Source organism: Nocardia caishijiensis NBRC 108228, assembly GCF_001612825.1.
GTDB lineage: Bacteria > Actinomycetota > Actinomycetes > Mycobacteriales > Mycobacteriaceae > Nocardia > Nocardia caishijiensis.
This window is the reverse complement of sequence record NZ_BDBE01000054.1, coordinates 53,799-69,752: the sequence shown is the minus strand read 5'-3', so window position 1 is coordinate 69,752 and position 15,954 is coordinate 53,799. Positions and strand designations below refer to the sequence as shown.

The following is a 15,954-nucleotide window of genomic DNA, read 5'->3' as shown; positions in this document are numbered from 1 at the left end:
TCGTCGGCGTCCAAGTCGGCGCGCGAGAGAGCGTCCTCGACACGCTTGCGGGCACCTGCGAGGTGCTGTTCGCAGCGGTTGGCCAAGGCTTCCCCGCGCTCCCACAGCGCCAGCGAGTCGTCGAGGTCGAGGCCGCCCTGTTCGAGCATCTTCACCACGTTGACGAGTTCGTCGCGGGCGCGTTCGTAGCCGAAGGTCGCGATCTCGGCCAGGGTGTCGGTGGTTTCGGAACCGGCGTCGGCCACGGTCACTTCCTCTTCTCGTCGGTGGTCTGCGGGGTCAGGCGGGTGGTGCCGAGGGCGGCGGCGGTGATCGCGCCGTCCCCGACGCGGATCCGCAGCTGACTGCCCGCGGGTGCGTCGTCGATCTCCCGCACGACGTGGCGTTCGGGCCCGGCTACGCGCTGCACGACAGCGTAGCCACGGGCCAGGGTGGCGGCCGGGCCGACCGCCGTGAGCTTCTCGCGCAGATGCGTGGCCCTGGTCGCCTCGGTGCGCAGCGTGTGGTCGATGCAGCGGCGCGCGGCGGTGCGTGATCGTTCCACCTCGTCGTGCCGGTGCGCGAGCTCGCGCAGCGGGTCGGCCAGCACCGGCCGCGAGCGCGTTTGCCGCAGGGCATTCGCCTCGCGCTGCACCCACCCGCGCAGCGCTGCCGCCGAGCGGGCCCGCATCTCGCGCACTCCCGCCAGCTCGGCGGCGGCGTCGGGGACGATGCGTTTGGCGGCATCGGTCGGGGTGGCCGCGCGCAGGTCGGCGACCAGGTCGAGCAGCGGGTTGTCGGGTTCGTGGCCGATCGCGCTGACCACCGGGGTCCGCGCCGCCGCGACGGCCCGGCACAGGGCCTCGTCGGAGAAGGGCAGCAGGTCTTCGGTGCTGCCGCCGCCGCGCGCGATCACGATGACGTCCACGTCGCCGTCGAGTTCGCGTAACGCCTCCAGCATCTGCGGCACCGCGCTCGGCCCCTGCACCGCCGTATTGCGGATGACGAAACGCACTGCGGGCCAACGCTGCTGGGCGACACTGAGCACATCACGCTCGGCCGCGCTCGCCCGCCCGGTGATGAGCCCCACCGACGCGGGCAGGAACGGCAGCGGCCGCTTGAGCCGCGGGTCGAACAGGCCCTCCGCGGTGAGCAAGGCCTTGAGCCGTTCGATCCTGGCCAGCAGTTCACCGATGCCGACCGCGCGGATCTCGGTGACCCGCAACGAGATGGTGCCGCGGCCGGTGAAGAACTGCAGCTTGCCGTAGACCACGACGCGGCTGCCCTCGGTGAGCGGAACCGGCAGGCGGCGCAGCAGATCCGGGTCGCAGGTGATCGACAACGACATGTCGACCGAGGTGTCGCGCAGGACAAGGAAGGCGGTGCGCGTACCGGGACGCAGATTGATCTGGGTGACCTGCCCCTCCACCCAGATGCTGCCCAGCCGCTCGATCCACTGGGCGACCTTGATCGCCACCGAACGCACGGGATACGGCTGCTCGGCCGAATTCGCCGGTGCGGGCGCGGTGGGCTCCTGAGTCATACGTCAGTTCTACGGGAGGACACCGACAAACAAAAAAGGCGGCCGCACCCCGAGGGATCACGGCCGCCTCGACGGCGGTACGCGCTACTTGGCCTGCACGGTGGCGATGCGGTTGGTGAGCATGGTGACGAACGGCGCGCGGGCGCGAGTCTGCTGCTCGAAGGCCAGCAGCTGGCCGAGCTCCTCGACGCTGAGCATGCGCAGGCGGGCGCGCAGCTGGGCCAGCGTCATCGACGGGTAGTCGTAGCGGACGGCGACCTCGGGTGCCTCGACCTCTTCGGGCGCTGCCTCGGTGGCTGGCTCGACGACCTCGTTCTCGGTCTCGAGCACCAGCAGCGACGCGGGCACGGCCCGCCCGTTGGTCTCGGCGCGGGGAGCGTCCTCGGCGAACAGGTCGAACTTGCTGGCGTGACCGTTGGTCACCGGCGCGGGCGGGAGATCCTCATCGAAGATCGCCCACTCCGGCTGGTCCTGCGGCTGCGAGCCGAGTCGCTCGAAGACGGCGTCACCCTTGAGCGCGAGGCTGGTGACGAACTGCTGCACGTGCATGGTCGTCTGCAGCACGCGACTGATCGCGGTGATCGGGAATTGGACCGCGGCGACGGGAAGCCGCCGGGTCTCTTCTAAGGCGTATACGGCGGCGCCGGCGGCGACCCGGGCCAGAAACGGAGGTCGAAACATGGTCCCAGCCTGCCGCAAAGCGGCTGTGATGCAAAGATCCCGACCACCCTGATGTGATCTATGCCCCTTCTCCCCGCCCGGAACGGCCCCGCGTCCACGCACGTAAGCTGTGCGGTATGACCTCGGCAATCCCCTTGAACGTCGGTATCACGCGCTCGGCGAGCGCGGCGGACGCCGGTGCCAAGCGCGTGCTGCTGGCCGAGCCGCGCGGCTATTGCGCAGGCGTCGATCGTGCTGTCGAGACGGTCGAGAAGGCCCTGGAGAAACACGGCGCACCGATCTACGTGCGCAAGGAGATCGTGCACAACCGGCACGTGGTCGAGACCTTACGCGAGCGCGGGGTGATCTTCGTCGACGAAACCGACGAGGTACCCGAGGGCGCGCTCGTCGTGTTCTCCGCGCACGGCGTCGCGCCGACCGTCCACGAGACCGCCGCCGAACGCAACCTGCGCACCATCGACGCCACCTGCCCGCTGGTCACGAAGGTGCACCAGGAGGCCAAGCGCTTCGCCCGCGACGACTACGACATCCTGTTGATCGGGCACGAGGGGCACGAGGAAGTCGAAGGCACCGCCGGGGAGGCGCCCCAGCATGTGCAGCTCGTCGACGGCCCCGACTCGGTGGACCGGGTGACGGTGCGCGATCCGGCGAAGGTGATCTGGTTGTCGCAGACCACGCTGTCGGTCGACGAGACGATGGAGACTGTCGAGCGGCTGCGTCAGCGGTTCCCGACGCTGCAGGACCCGCCGAGCGACGACATCTGCTACGCCACGTCCAACCGGCAGACCGCGGTGAAGGCGATGGCACCCGAGTGCGACCTGGTGATCGTGGTCGGTTCGCGCAACTCCTCCAACTCGGTGCGACTGGTCGAGGTGGCGCTCGGGGCGGGTGCGCGGGCGGCGCATCTGGTCGACTACGCCCGCGAGATCGAGCCGACCTGGCTCGAGGGTGTGCGCACCGTCGGCGTCACCTCCGGTGCGTCGGTGCCGGAGATCCTCGTGACCGGTGTGCTCGATCTGCTCGCCGAGCACGGCTTCGGCGAGGTGCGGCCGGTGACGACGGCCAACGAGACCCTGGTGTTCGCCCTGCCGCGCGAGCTGCGCCCCGCGCGTCGCTGACAAACGCCGAAATCCCCGCCGAGTCCTCGGATCGCGGCGGGGATTTCGGGTGTTCAGAGGCTGTCGGGACGGCGGCGTTCGGTCCGGGCCGAATCCGCGCGGTCGCGGTAGCGCACATTCGGCTGCGGGTGCGGTGGTGCCTCGCCGCGCCTGCGACTCGTGCGGGCCGGTTCGGGTTCGCGGGCGGTCGCCGCGCGTGGCGTGCGCGGTTCGCGGGTGCGTGCGGCGGCGGGTGCGCGCTTGGCTTCGGCGTTGCGGGCCGGTCGACGGGCCGGGCTCGACAGGTCCACCTCGGTGTCGGGGTCGTCAAGGACGGCGGTCCGCCTCGGCCGTTTGCGCGCGGCCTCGGCCAGATTCCGCGCCGCCGGTTCGGGGCGACGGCTCGCGGACTTGCGGGCGGTCCGGCGTTGCGCGGGTGCCGGGCGCGCGGTGGCGGGAGCGCGCTTGGCGAGGGCGATGCGGGCACCGCCGATCACCGCGACGAGCACGGTGGCAAGTGCCATCGTCGGAAAGCGCTCGACCAGCGGGATCACCAGGTTGATCAGGATGTCCTTGATGGACGTCGACGTGCGGCCGCCGAGCAGCAGGCAGGCCAGCGGAACCGCGACGAACAGCAGCAGCGGCGGCAGCACCATCGTGGAGAACAAGCCGCGCGCGCGCACCGCGCAGACAGCGAGCACACATCCGAGTACATAGAACACCGAGAACGTGGTGGTCGGCATGTCCTCCCCGCCCAGCGCATCGATCAGCAGGCCGAGCGTCGTCGCGCCGACGGCGAGCGCGATCGCCGCCCAGGCGGCGATGCCGGGCACCGAGGGCATGATCGAACGTTGCGGCGCGGGCACCCGGGGTCGCGCACGTTGGGAAGCAGCCACCCTATGACACTAACCGCATGACGACGGTGTTGCGGTCGCGGCACGGAGAAGTCAGCGGCGATCCTCGGCGTCGGCGAAGGCAACCACCCGGGGCCGGGTCTCGGCGAGCCGGATTGCCGGGAGCTCCTGATCGGCGATGCCGAGATCGTGCATCCGCCGCGCGGTGACCAGGACCCGCGACTCCATCGAGCCGACCGCCGCGTTGAAAGCCGCTACGGCCTTACCGAGATTCCCGCCGAGTGTGTCGAGGTGATCGGCGACCTTGCCGACACGGGTGTAGAGCTCCTTGCCCAATTGCTGCACGGTTGCCATATCGCGGGACAGGGCCTCTTGACGCCAGCTGAAGGCGACGGTGCGCAGCAGGGCGATGAGTGTGGTCGGCGTCGCGAGGATCACGTTGCGGCCGAACGCGTACTCGAGCAGCTCGGCGTCGGTGGTCAGGGCGGCGTCGAGGAACGGGTCGCCGGGCACGAACAGCACCACGAACTCCGGCGCCGGATCGAAGGCCGCCCAGTACGCCTTGTCGGCCAGCTGGTCGACGTGGGCACGCAGTTGTTTGGCGTGCCGGGTGAGCAGCCGGGTGCGCTCGCCGGGGTCCTCGCTGGTCGCGGCGTCCAGGTAGGCGGTGAAGGGGACCTTCGCGTCGACGACGATGTGTCTGCCACCGGCCAGCCGCACGACCAGATCAGGGCGCACCGCACCCCGGTCGTCGCCGCCCGCTCGGGTGACCTGGGTGTCGAAATCGCAGTGCCTCGTCATGCCTGCCAGCTCCACGACCCGTTCGAGCTGGATCTCACCCCAGCGCCCACGCACCTGCGGTGCGCGCAGCGCGGCGACGAGCTGCCCGGTCTGATCGGAGAGCCGATGCGAGGTGCGCTGCATGCCGGCGACCTGTTCGCGCAGACCGGAATAGGCGTCGATGCGATGGTGCTCGACCTGCCGGATCTGCTGTTCGAGCGCCCCGACCGCGTCGCGCAACGGGTCGACCAGAGCGCCCACTGCGGCCGAATGTCTGCGTGCGGCATCCTCGTTCGCCGCACGCAGTGACTGCTGGAGCAACCGCTGATTGTCCTCGGCGGCGGCGAGCCGGGCCTCGGCGACCGCGGCGCGTTTCCCGCCGCGGGCCGCATGGCCCAACCAGCCGAGACCGAGGCCTGCGGCGAAAACAAGGACGAGCGCGACGAGCATCGAAGCGGTCATGGCGGCGATACTGCCCGAGGGCACCGACAAACTCGCGATCCCCGGGCAACCGCGTCGCCGAAATGACACCGTTGTAGTGCGTCGATTGAATTCTGTCGGTGCCCTGGCCTACGGTTCGCGGCATGCGGATCCTGCACACCTCCGATTGGCACATCGGGCGCACCTTCCACGGTGTCGACCTGCTGTCGGATCAGGCGCGCGCACTGACGGCCGTCGCCGACCTGGTCGCCGCCGAATCCGTCGACGTGGTGGTGGTTCCCGGCGACATCTACGACCGCTCCATTCCCGGCGCCGACGCGATCGCGGTGTGCAATCGCGGCTTCGAGGCGATCCGGGCCGCCGGGGCGAGGATCATCGCCACCTCGGGCAACCACGATTCGCCCGCGCGCCTCGGAGCGGGCGCGAGCTTCGCGGCGGCGGGTGGCCTGCACCTGTGCACACGGGTCGCCGAGGTCGACCAGCCCGTCCGCCTCGCCGACAGCCACGGCGAGGTGGTGTTCTACGGCATCCCCTACCTCGAACCGGAGATCACCCGCGCCGAACTCGGTGTGCCGCAGGCGCGCTCGCACGAGGAGATCCTGCAGGCGGCGATGGCACGGATCAACGCCGATCTGGCGGGGCGACCGGGTGCCCGGTCGGTGGTGCTCGCGCACGCGTTCGTCGTCGGTGGGGCGGCCACCGGGTCGGAGCGGTCCATTTCGGTCGGTGGGGTGGAGACCGTGTCGATGTCGGCGTTCGACGGCATCGACTACGTGGCGCTCGGGCATCTGCATTCGCCGCAGACCTTGTCGGAGTCGGTGCGCTACAGCGGTTCTCCGCTGCCGTATTCGTTCGGTGAGAGCTCGCATCGCAAGGCGGTGTGGATCGTGGACCTGGACGAGACGGGACTGGCCGACGTGCGCAGGCACGAGCTGCCGCTGGTGCGCGGGCTGAGCAGGCTCACCGGAACGCTCGACGAGTTGCTCACCGCCGACGACCATCTCGGCGCGGTGGAGCACTACGTGTCGGCCACGCTCACCGACACCGCGCGACCGGTCGATCCCATGCGCAAACTGCGCGAACGGTTTCCGCACGCCGTGCACGTGGAATGGGTTCGTCCGGAAGGCAACCCGGAGTTGCGATATCGCGAGCGGGTGCACGGCCGTCGCGACACCGAGGTGGCCGCGAGCTTTCTGTCCGATGTGCGTGGGGAACCGACCGAGGGGGAATTGGCATGGGTGGAACGAGCATTGGCCGCCGCGGTGAGCGAACCCGACCCGCCGAGCCGGGAACCGCTCGCGGCGGAGCTCTCGGCGTGAGAGGGGCAGCCGCGTGAGACTGCACCGGCTGGAGATGACCGCGTTCGGCCCCTTCGCCGACACCACGGTGGTCGACTTCGACGAGCTCGGCGCCGACGGGCTGTTCCTGCTGCACGGGCACACCGGCGCGGGCAAGACCACCGTCCTCGACGCCATCGCCTTCGCGCTCTACGGCAAGGTGCCCGGTGCGCGAGGGGAGAGCAAACGCCTGCACTCCGACCACGCCGACCGCCTCACCCCGCCCCAGGTGAGCCTGGAAGCCACACTCGGTGGGCGCAAGCTGCGGGTGACACGCGTGCCCGAGTTCGAACGTCCCAAGCGCGATGGTTCCGGTACCAGGGTCTCCCAGCCCAAGGCCACGCTCGCCTGGCTCGACGGCAGCGGCGAGAACCTGTCGCGGATCACCGATATCGGTGAGGAGGTGCTGCGGCTGCTCGGTATGAGCGCCGACCAGTTCTTCCAGGTCGTGCTGCTCCCACAGGGCGATTTCGCCCGGTTTCTGCGGGCGGAGAACGAAGACCGCGAGAAGCTGCTGGAAAAGCTCTTCGACACACAGCGTTTCGGGACCGCAGAGCGGTGGCTGGCCGACCGCAGGCGCACCGCCGAAGCCGACCTCGGCCAGCTCAGGCAGGGAATCGACCGGCTCATCACGAAGGTGGGGATGGCGGCCGGGTACGGCGGCGCCGAATCTGTCGGCCTCCCCGATGTGGTGAGCTGGTCGCAGGACCTGCTGACCACGGCCCGCCGCGAGTCGGCCGAGGCGCTCGCGAAGACCGAACTGCGTCAGAAGGAATCGGACGCGGCCCGCGCCGAGGCCGACGAGCAGCGCCGCATCACCGAACTCCACGCCCGGATGCGGGCGGCGAGGTCCGAACTCGAGGCCTACATCGCCGCCGCCCCACGACGCGCCGCGCTGGAACGTGAACTCGACCAGGCTCGTCGCGCCGAGCCGGTCGTCCAGACCATCGACGAGGCCCGCACGATCGTGCGCGACCTGCGTCGCGCCGAGAGTGCCACCCGCGCCGCCGCCACCGAACTGGCCACCCGACTGCGTGCCGACGCCGCCGCCGACCTGCCTGGCGTCGATTTGCTGACCGTGATCACCGATGAGGAAGGGATGGCCGGGGCGCAGCCCCCGCGTTCGGTGACCCACTCGGGCACACACGGTCGGCAGCCTTCGGCTGGCACCGACGGTGCGCGCGTGGCCGTTGTCGCGAGCGACGCGGTGCGGGATGTCGTCGGGGACCTCGACGGGGCCGTCCGCCGGTGGAACGCGCTGATCGGGGTGCTGGGGGAGGTTCGGGCCGAGGCGGTGACCGCTCGGCAGCTGACGAGTGATCTCGCGGCGCACGAGGCGGAAGCCGAACGGTTGACGCGCCGGGCCGGTGAGCTGGCGCGCAGGCGCGCGGAACTGCCCGCGGTGATCGTCTCGGCGCAGGAGCAGTTGCGGGAGGCGACCGACGCGGCGGCCGCGCTGCCCGGGCTGCGCAACGAGCTGTCGAAGTGGCAGGACGCCGCCGCCGCCGCGGTCGAATTGAGCACGAAGCGACCGGCGTCCGATCGGGCGCAGGCCGAGCTCGACGCGGCCCGCCGGACGCACCTCGATGCCAGGGAGCGAGTGCTCGACCTGCGCTCACGTCGCCTGGCCGGGATGGCCGCCGAACTCGCGGGCGCCCTCGTGGAGGGTGCGCCGTGCACGGTCTGTGGTTCCGCCGAGCACCCCGCACCGGCCGAGCCGACCGACGACGCGGTGTCGAAGGACGCCGAAGACGCCGCCGTGGCCGCCGAGCAGGCCGCCGAGGCCGCCCGCGACCGAGTCGTCGGGCACATCGCCACCCTGGAACGCGAGATCGAAGCACTCACCGCTCGCGGTGGCGCCGCCGATCCCGTCACCATCGCCGACGCCGTCCGCACCGCCACCCACCGCTTCGAAGACGCCACCGACACGGCGGAGCAGGCGGCCGCGCTGACCACCCGCCTCGAAACCCTGCGCGGCGAGGAGTCGGCACTGCACGAGCAGTCCCGTGACCTCGACGCCCGCCTCGGCACCGTCACCGCCAATATCGCCACCACCCGCACCCGCCTCGACGAACTCACCGACCGTCTGCGTACCGCCGCGGGCGCCGACGCCTCCGTCGACGCCCGCGCCACCCGCCTCGAATCCCTCATCACCGCCGCCACCACTCTGCGCGAGGCCCGCACCGCCGAATCGACCGCCCGCACGGCGGTCACCCGCATCGCCACCCGTGTCGAAAACCTGGCGATCACAGCAGGATTCGTTCCACAAGAGGTTGACACACCGTCCGATAGTCCAGTCGCACACCGTTCGTCGGCCGCACCGAAAACTCCGGCTCGCACGCCCCATAAGGCAACTACAACAACGCGTTCCGCGTCGAATGCGACGAGTTCCACGATCGACGAACGATCGGCCGTCGACATTTCGCCCGGGTACAAGGTCTCCGACGGCGCAGAAGCACCCGATAGTGACGCTGAGGCTGGCCACGGCGATGCGTCCGGCGTGGGTGGCGCATCCGAGAATGCCGGTGCCGCAGATCATGTGGGTTCGCTCGCGGGAGACGGCTCCGGCGACGACACGGCATCCGCTCCCGGAGAACCGGGTGGGCGCCGTGCAGCCGAGGTCACCATAGGTGGCGACTCGGCCGCAGCGGCTGGTCGCGGCTCACCGAAGCAGCCACAACGTGTAGACGGCGAGATGCCAACGCTTTTCGACCTTTTCGATGAGCAGCGGGACGACGAGGAGGAACCTGCGGACGAGCCGGTCGTGCCGCGCGACGACATCGCCGTGCTCACCGCCTACGCCAAGGTAGTGGGTGCCGCCGCTCGGACCGCCGAACAGCAGGCGGGGATAGAGGCCGAGCTCACCGCCGCCGATCGGGCGCGGGCGCATGCCGAGGCGGTGCTGGCCGAGCCGGGGATTCAGGCGGTGGCCGAGCGGGTTCCGGGCGATCCGGTCGAGTGGGAGCAGCGGTTCGCGGTGGCGCAGACCGCGCTGACCTCGGCGGTCGCCGCGCAGTCGGCCGCCGCCGAGCGCGTGGCCCAACTCGAACAGCTGAGTACCCAGCTGTGGGGTGAGGTGGAACGAATCGCACCCAAGCAGCGGGAATTCGACGAGCTGGCCGGTTTGGCCGAGGTGGTCGCCGGTCGTGGCGAGAACAATCGGCGAATGTCGTTGCGGTCCTATGTGCTCGCCGCGCGGCTGGAGGAAGTGGCGGTGGCGGGGTCGGTGCGGTTGCGCCGGATGTCGGGCGGCCGTTATGAATTCGTCCACTCGGACAAAGCCGGTCCGCGTGGGCGGCGCGGCGGTCTCGGTCTCGACGTGCGCGACGACTACACCGGGGCTATCCGGTCGGCGAAAACCCTTTCCGGCGGCGAGACCTTCATGGCGTCACTGGCTTTGGCGCTCGGCCTGGCCGACGTGGTGGCCGCCGAGGCCGGGGGCGTCACCCTCGACACCCTGTTCATCGACGAGGGTTTCGGCAGCCTCGACGCCGACACCCTCGACGCCGTGATGGGTGTCCTCGACGAACTGCGTGCGGGCGGCCGCGTAGTCGGCGTTGTCAGCCATGTGGATGAAATGCGTCAACGCATCCCCACCCGACTCCACGTACTACGCGGCCGCAGCGGCTCCCGGCTCGAAACCACCGTTGGCTGATCGCCTCGCTGACGAACCAGGGTCAGGTCCGGTGCGGTCGCCGCCGAGCTGGGTACGAAAGCCGCATTGCGCGAAGGGGTGTCGGTGCGACGCGCGGCCGACATCGCCCTGGCGCTCACCGCGCCGGAGACCTACCGGCTCCTGGTCGCGGATCGCGGGTGGACGCCGCAGGAATGGCGGCGATGGACCACCGAGACGCTCGTCGCGCAACTCCTCGACGAGCGCTGAGCGCAAGGACGAGTTCGGGTCTCAGGCGGGAACGGGTTCGGGTCGGGGTGCGGCGTCGAAGCCGGGCAGCCGACCGTCGAGGTAGGGGATCATCAGCTGGATCAGTGGCCCGATGCCGAAGGCGTAGACGACGGTGCCGATTCCCACACTGCCGCCGAGCAACCAGCCGGTGACCAGCACCGTCGTCTCGATGCCGGTGCGTATCGTCCACACCGACCACCCGGTTCGCGCGACCAGGCCAGTCATCAGTCCATCGCGAGGACCTGGACCCATTCCGGCGCCGATGTAGAGAACGGTCGCTGCGGCGTTCACCACCACCGCGACGACCATGGCGAGGACGCGCAGCCACAGCTCTTCCGCTGCCGGAATGAGCCAGAGCCCGACGTCGACCGCGACGCCGATCACCACCACATTGCTGATGGTCCCGAGCCCCGGCCGCTGCCGCAGTGGAATCCACGCGAGCAGGACCGCCACGCCGGTCAGCGCGGTCACCATCCCGAAACTCATCGGTACGTGGGCGGCGACGCCCTGATGGAAGACGTCCCACGGGTCGAGTCCGAGCCCGGCGCGGATCATCACCGCCATGGACGTCCCGTACAACCACAGACCCACATACAGGGCGACCAGACGACGCGTAAGCATGGCCCTCATGGTCCGCGCTACTGGACCTCGATGGAAGTGCCAATGGTGAAAAGCTGGCCTGCTTACGTTACCTGCGCGCGCGGCTCACCCTCGTGCGTGAGCAACCACCGCTTCGCCTCGAGCCCCCACCGGAATCCACCGAGCGCCCCGCCGATCCGCAACACTCGATGGCACGGCACGAACAGCGCGGCCGCATTGCGCGCACAGGCATTGGCCGCCGCCCGGGTGGCCGCCGGACGACCCGCGAGCCCGGCGAACTCGGTATAGGTCACCGGTTCGCCCGCGGGCACCTTCCGCAGGATTTCCCAAGCGTGCGTGAGGAATTCACCCGAACGCTGACGCACCGGCACCGTGTCGATCACGGTGAGATCGCCCGCGTGATAGTCGATGACGGCGCGGGTGACCTCGCCGAGTGTGTCCTGTCGCCGCAGTTCGACCGGTCGCAGACCCGGGTGCACGAGCCCGGCGAGACCGCTGGCGTCGGCGGTCCAGCCCGAGGCGAGCACCGCGCCGTCGGCGTCGACGAGGGTGGTGAACGGTCCGACAGGGGTGTCGACCGTGGCGAAATCGGCGCGGGCGATGGTCATGATGTCTCGCTTCCGTCAGGAGTGGTCAGGAATAGGTTGGCAGCGGAACGGCTCCGCGCTGCGCGAGCGCCGTCTTCCACAGGTGCATGGACAGGTAGGAGCGCCAGGGCGCCCAGCGTTCGGTGTCGGCCAGGTCGATCCCGGCCAGCGCCGCGCCTTGACGCACGACCAGGTCGGTGGCGAGCAGGATGTCGGGATCGGCCAACGACCGCATGGCGACGTAGTCGGCGGTCCACGGTCCGACGCCGTTGAGGGCCAGTAGATCGCGGCGCAGGTCCTCGGTGGTGCGGCCGGGGTGCAGCACGAGTTCGCCGTCGGCGATCGCGCGGGCGGCCGAGACCACGGCGGCGATGCGGCGCTTGGGTCCGGTCAGTACCTCGGCGCCGTGTTCGGCGACGGCGACGGGCGTGGGGAACAACAGTGGCACCGGCCCGTCGATGCGCTCGCCGAGCGCCTCGACCAACCGGGCGGTGTGGGTGGCGGCGGCCCGCACCGAGATCTGCTGACCGATCATGGTGCGCAACAACAGTTCCGGCCCGTCGAGGCAACCCGGCACCCGGATACCCGGCGTGAACGGGCCGGAGCGGTCGTCGATCCCCAACGCGTCGTCGATGCCGAGCGGGTCGGCGTCCAGATCGAGCAGGTGTCGCACTCTGGCCACCGTCGGCGCCAGATCGCGCATGTCCCGCAGCGCCAGTTCGGCGCGCACATGTCCCGGCCGGAACGACAACCCGATGGTCGCGTGCCCGTGTGGGGTGCGCAGGCTGCGGGTGTACACCCCGTCCGACCACGATTCCATGCCCGGCACCGTGTGCGCCGACAGGAACCAGGCCAGCCAGCCGGTGTCGAGCGGTTCGCGATACGGCAGCCGCAGGGTGAGCAGGCCCGGTGTGGCGGGGGCCTCGACGTCGTTGCGTGGGGAGCGGCGCGATTCGGTGCGCATGGTCGTCGGGCTCACCGCGAACACCTCGCGCACGGTGTCGTTGAACTGGCGGATGCTGGCGAACCCGGCCGCGAACGCGATATCCGACATCGGCATGTCGGTGGTCTGGATCAGCAGCCGGGCGGTGTGCGCGCGGTGCGCCCTGGCCAACGCGAGCGGCCCGGCACCCAGTTCGGTGGTGAGCACCCGGGTCAGTTGCCGTGGCGAATAGCCGAGTGTCGCGGCGAGTTCGGGCACCCCACCCCGCTCGATCACCCCGTCACCGATCAGGCGCATGGCGCGGGCGGCCAGGTCGGCGCGCACATTCCACAGCGGTGAACCGGGTGCGGCATCGGGCAGGCAGCGTCGGCACGCCCGGTACCCCGCCTGCTGGGCCGCGGCGGCGGTGGGCAGGAACGACACGTTGGTGCGCTTGGGAGTGATGGCCGGGCAGGAGGGGCGGCAGTAGATGCCGGTGGTGCGGACCGCGGTGAAGAACTGTCCGTCGAAACGGGAATCGCGGGTCGACACCGCCCGGTAGCAGCGCTCGAAATCCAAAGCCGTGATGGTCACACTGTCCACGATGACAGCGGGCCGAGCCCGGTGCTAGCGGAAATCGGCCACCTATTCAGCAGCAGCGGTTGGTGGGATTGCGTTCGGCTTCGGCATAGCGTTCGCGCCAGTAGTCGCGTTCGGACGGGACCGGGCGGTCCGGATGGTCGCGCCGCAGGTGGTCGACGTAGCGCTGATAGTCCTGGCCACCATTGATCGCGCTGTACCACCGGGCCACCGCCCGCGCGCCCGTCCAGGCGCGCTGCGCGAGGGCGCGGACGGCCGATCCGATGGACCGCCCGCCCGTATCCCCGGCCGAACTCACGACACGTGCGCCGATCCGGGCGCGGCCACCTTGCCCTCGGCGATGAGCGCGTCCCACTCCTTCTGCACGTCCTTCTCCGCCTTCGTCGCCACGAAACCGCTGGGGGAGAAGATCTTCGACGGCTGCTCCTCGGACTCGGTGCTGCTCACCTCACCCGTGCGGATCGCGCGCACGCACACCAGCACACCGACGACCGTCACGATCAGCACCAGCACCGCGAACACGATCGAGAGCGTGCCCTGGATGAAGGTGTTGCGGATCGCGATGTCGACCTGTTCCGGGGTCTTGGCCGTCAGACAGCCCTTCCCGGCGTCCCTGGCGGCCTGGCACAGGCTGTGCTGCTTCCAGTAACCGAGCTTGGGATCGGCGGAGAAGATCTTCTGCCAGGACGCGGTCATGGTGACGATCAGGTCCCACACCAGCGGAATGCCGGGAATCCACGCCCACTTCCACTGCCCACGCTTGACGAGGATGGTGAGCACGACCGTCAGCGCGATCGCCGCCAACAACTGGTTGGCGATACCGAACAGCGGGTAGAGCGCGTTGATGCCGCCGAACGGGTCGTTCACACCCATCAACAGCACGCCACCCCACCCGGCGACCACGAGCAGCGAACAGCCCCACGCGCCGACCCGCCACGACGGATCACGGAACTTCTTGAAGCCGCCACCGAAGTTGCCAAGCGCGTCCGACACCAGGAACCGCGCCACGCGGGTGCCCGCGTCGATGGTGGTGAGGATGAACAGCGCCTCGAACATGATCGCGAAGTGGTACCAGAACGCCTTCATCGATTCGCCGCCGAGGAACTTGTGGAAGACCTCGGAGATGCCGACCGCAAGCGTCGGGGCGCCACCGGTGCGCGAGATGATCGAGTTCTCCCCGACATCGGACGCCGCGTCGGCGAACAGCGCGGGCGTGGCGGGGTCACCGCCCAGGCCGAGCGAATTGGTGTACGCCGCGGCCTTCTCCGGGGTTCCGCCGGTGAGCCCGGCCGAGGCGTTCATGCCGAAGTACAGATGCTGGTCGATGATCGAGGCGGTGATGATGGCCATCACCGCGACGAACGACTCCATCAGCATGCCGCCGTAGCCGATCATGCGGGCATTGGACTCCTTGGCCAGCAGCTTCGGCGTGGTACCCGAGGACACCAGCGCGTGGAAACCCGACAGCGCACCACAGGCGATGGTGATGAACAGGAACGGAAACAAGCTGCCCGCGAACGCCGGACCCGTGCCGCTGGTGGCGAACTCCGACACCGCGGGCGCCTTCAACACCGGCATGGTGATGAGAATGCCCGCCGCGAGCAGCACGATCGTGCCGACCTTCATGAACGTCGACAGGTAGTCGCGCGGGGCGAGCAGCAACCACACCGGCAGCACCGACGCGAAGAAACCGTAGGCGATCAGACACCACGCGATGGTGGTCTTCGACAGGGTGAACCAGTCGGCGCCCCAGTCGGTTTCCGACACCCAACCGCCGCCGACGATGGCGGCCAGCAGCAACACGATGCCGATCGCGGAGACCTCACCGACCTTGCCGGGACGCAGATACCGCAGGTACACACCCATGAACAGCGCGATCGGGATGGTCATTGCGATGGAGAACACGCCCCACGGGCTCTCCCCGAGGGCGTTCACGACGACCAGCGCGAGCACCGCGAGCAGGATCGTCATGATGGCCAGGATCGCGACGATCGCCGCGGCACCACCGACGGCACCGAGTTCGTCGCGCGCCATCTGGCCGAGGCTGCGGCCACGCCTGCGGGTCGAGGCCCACAGCACCAGGTAATCCTGCACCGCACCGGCGAAGACCACGCCGACCACGATCCAGATGGTGCCGGGCAGATACCCCATCTGCGCCGCGAGCACCGGCCCAACCAGCGGACCGGCACCGGCGATGGCGGCGAAATGGTGACCGTAGAGCACCCGCCGATCCATCGGCATGAAGTCTTTGCCGTTGTCGTAGATCTCGGCCGGGGTGGCCACGTCGTCGCGCGGCTTGGTCACCTTCCATTCGATGAACCGGGCATAGAACCGGTACGCGATGATGTAGGTGCACACCGCCGCGATCACGATCCACACCGCGTTCACGGATTCCCCGCGCGCTATCGCCAAGTACGTCCACGCACCGGCGCCGAGCACGCCGATCCCCGCGAACACGGCCTTCTTGGCAGGCGTGATCGGCGTGCGATCGACGACACCGACCGGAGGCAAGTCCGGGTCGGTCCGCAGATATTCGATATTCGCCGCTTTGTCGAGGGTCACCATGAACTCAACTCTCCTGTCACCGCGCAGAGCGTGAAGCATCGACAACGTAGCCGATCAGCGCGAC

General features: G+C 69.7%; 14 protein-coding genes. 4 read left to right on the top strand and 10 right to left on the bottom strand.

What is annotated here, in order from left to right; all coding sequences use genetic code 11:
• The 3 genes from NC7_RS27590 to NC7_RS27580 form a co-directional block, all read right to left on the bottom strand.
• Positions 1–251: exodeoxyribonuclease VII small subunit (locus tag NC7_RS27590; protein WP_373861284.1), on the bottom strand; the 251-nt coding region annotated here is incomplete at its 3' end.
• Positions 248–1,522: an exodeoxyribonuclease VII large subunit gene (xseA, locus tag NC7_RS27585; RefSeq protein ID WP_067988700.1), complete on the bottom strand. Its 1,275-nt coding sequence runs from the start codon at positions 1,520–1,522 to the stop codon at positions 248–250. The genes NC7_RS27590 and xseA, both read right to left, overlap by 4 nt.
• A gap of 84 nt (positions 1,523–1,606) precedes the next feature.
• Complete coding sequence (locus NC7_RS27580) at positions 1,607–2,203, bottom strand: lipid droplet-associated protein (protein ID WP_067988698.1); 597 nt, start codon at positions 2,201–2,203, stop codon at positions 1,607–1,609.
• A 116-nt stretch (positions 2,204–2,319) separates the two neighbouring features.
• On the opposite strand from NC7_RS27580, the gene NC7_RS27575 reads away from it, so the two are divergent.
• Positions 2,320–3,321, top strand: a complete 1,002-nt coding sequence (locus tag NC7_RS27575) for a 4-hydroxy-3-methylbut-2-enyl diphosphate reductase (protein ID WP_067988696.1) — start codon at positions 2,320–2,322, stop codon at positions 3,319–3,321.
• A gap of 53 nt (positions 3,322–3,374) precedes the next feature.
• Here the strand turns inward: NC7_RS27575 and NC7_RS27570 are convergent, their stop codons facing one another.
• Together NC7_RS27570 and NC7_RS27565 are read right to left on the bottom strand one after the other, a co-directional pair.
• A complete protein-coding gene (locus NC7_RS27570; RefSeq protein ID WP_201449893.1) occupies positions 3,375–4,196 on the bottom strand; it encodes a DUF6542 domain-containing protein in 822 nt (273 codons plus the stop codon).
• Positions 4,197–4,247: 51 nt separating this feature from the next.
• Complete coding sequence (locus tag NC7_RS27565; protein ID WP_067988692.1) at positions 4,248–5,396, bottom strand: DNA recombination protein RmuC; 1,149 nt, start codon at positions 5,394–5,396, stop codon at positions 4,248–4,250.
• Between the two features lie 122 nt (positions 5,397–5,518).
• Here NC7_RS27565 and NC7_RS27560 point away from each other — a divergent pair, with 122 nt between their 5' ends.
• The 3 genes from NC7_RS27560 (at position 5,519) to NC7_RS29405 (ending at position 10,595) form a co-directional block, all read left to right on the top strand.
• Entirely contained in the window at positions 5,519–6,694 is a 1,176-nt protein-coding gene (locus tag NC7_RS27560; RefSeq protein ID WP_067988690.1) for an exonuclease SbcCD subunit D, read from the top strand.
• Positions 6,695–6,707: 13 nt separating this feature from the next.
• Complete coding sequence (locus NC7_RS30360; RefSeq protein ID WP_236573468.1) at positions 6,708–10,367, top strand: AAA family ATPase; 3,660 nt, start codon at positions 6,708–6,710, stop codon at positions 10,365–10,367.
• Positions 10,368–10,433: 66 nt separating this feature from the next.
• Entirely contained in the window at positions 10,434–10,595 is a 162-nt protein-coding gene (locus NC7_RS29405) for a hypothetical protein (protein WP_157102196.1), read from the top strand.
• 21 nt (positions 10,596–10,616) lie between these two features.
• On the opposite strand, the gene yczE is transcribed toward NC7_RS29405, so the two are convergent.
• From yczE to NC7_RS27530, 5 genes are all read right to left on the bottom strand, one after another.
• Positions 10,617–11,237: a membrane protein YczE gene (yczE, locus tag NC7_RS27550; RefSeq protein ID WP_067988687.1), complete on the bottom strand. Its 621-nt coding sequence runs from the start codon at positions 11,235–11,237 to the stop codon at positions 10,617–10,619.
• A 62-nt stretch (positions 11,238–11,299) separates the two neighbouring features.
• Positions 11,300–11,824, bottom strand: a complete 525-nt coding sequence (locus NC7_RS27545) for a methylated-DNA--[protein]-cysteine S-methyltransferase (RefSeq protein ID WP_067988683.1) — start codon at positions 11,822–11,824, stop codon at positions 11,300–11,302.
• Positions 11,825–11,849: 25 nt separating this feature from the next.
• Complete coding sequence (locus tag NC7_RS27540; protein WP_373861283.1) at positions 11,850–13,319, bottom strand: AlkA N-terminal domain-containing protein; 1,470 nt, start codon at positions 13,317–13,319, stop codon at positions 11,850–11,852.
• 55 nt (positions 13,320–13,374) lie between these two features.
• Positions 13,375–13,623, bottom strand: a complete 249-nt coding sequence (locus NC7_RS27535) for a YbdD/YjiX family protein (RefSeq protein ID WP_084458834.1) — start codon at positions 13,621–13,623, stop codon at positions 13,375–13,377.
• Positions 13,620–15,890, bottom strand: coding sequence for a carbon starvation CstA family protein (locus NC7_RS27530; RefSeq protein ID WP_067988679.1), 2,271 nt, complete (start codon positions 15,888–15,890; stop codon positions 13,620–13,622). Before NC7_RS27530 ends, NC7_RS27535 begins: the two co-directional genes overlap by 4 nt.
• Positions 15,891–15,954: the final 64 nt, after the last annotated feature.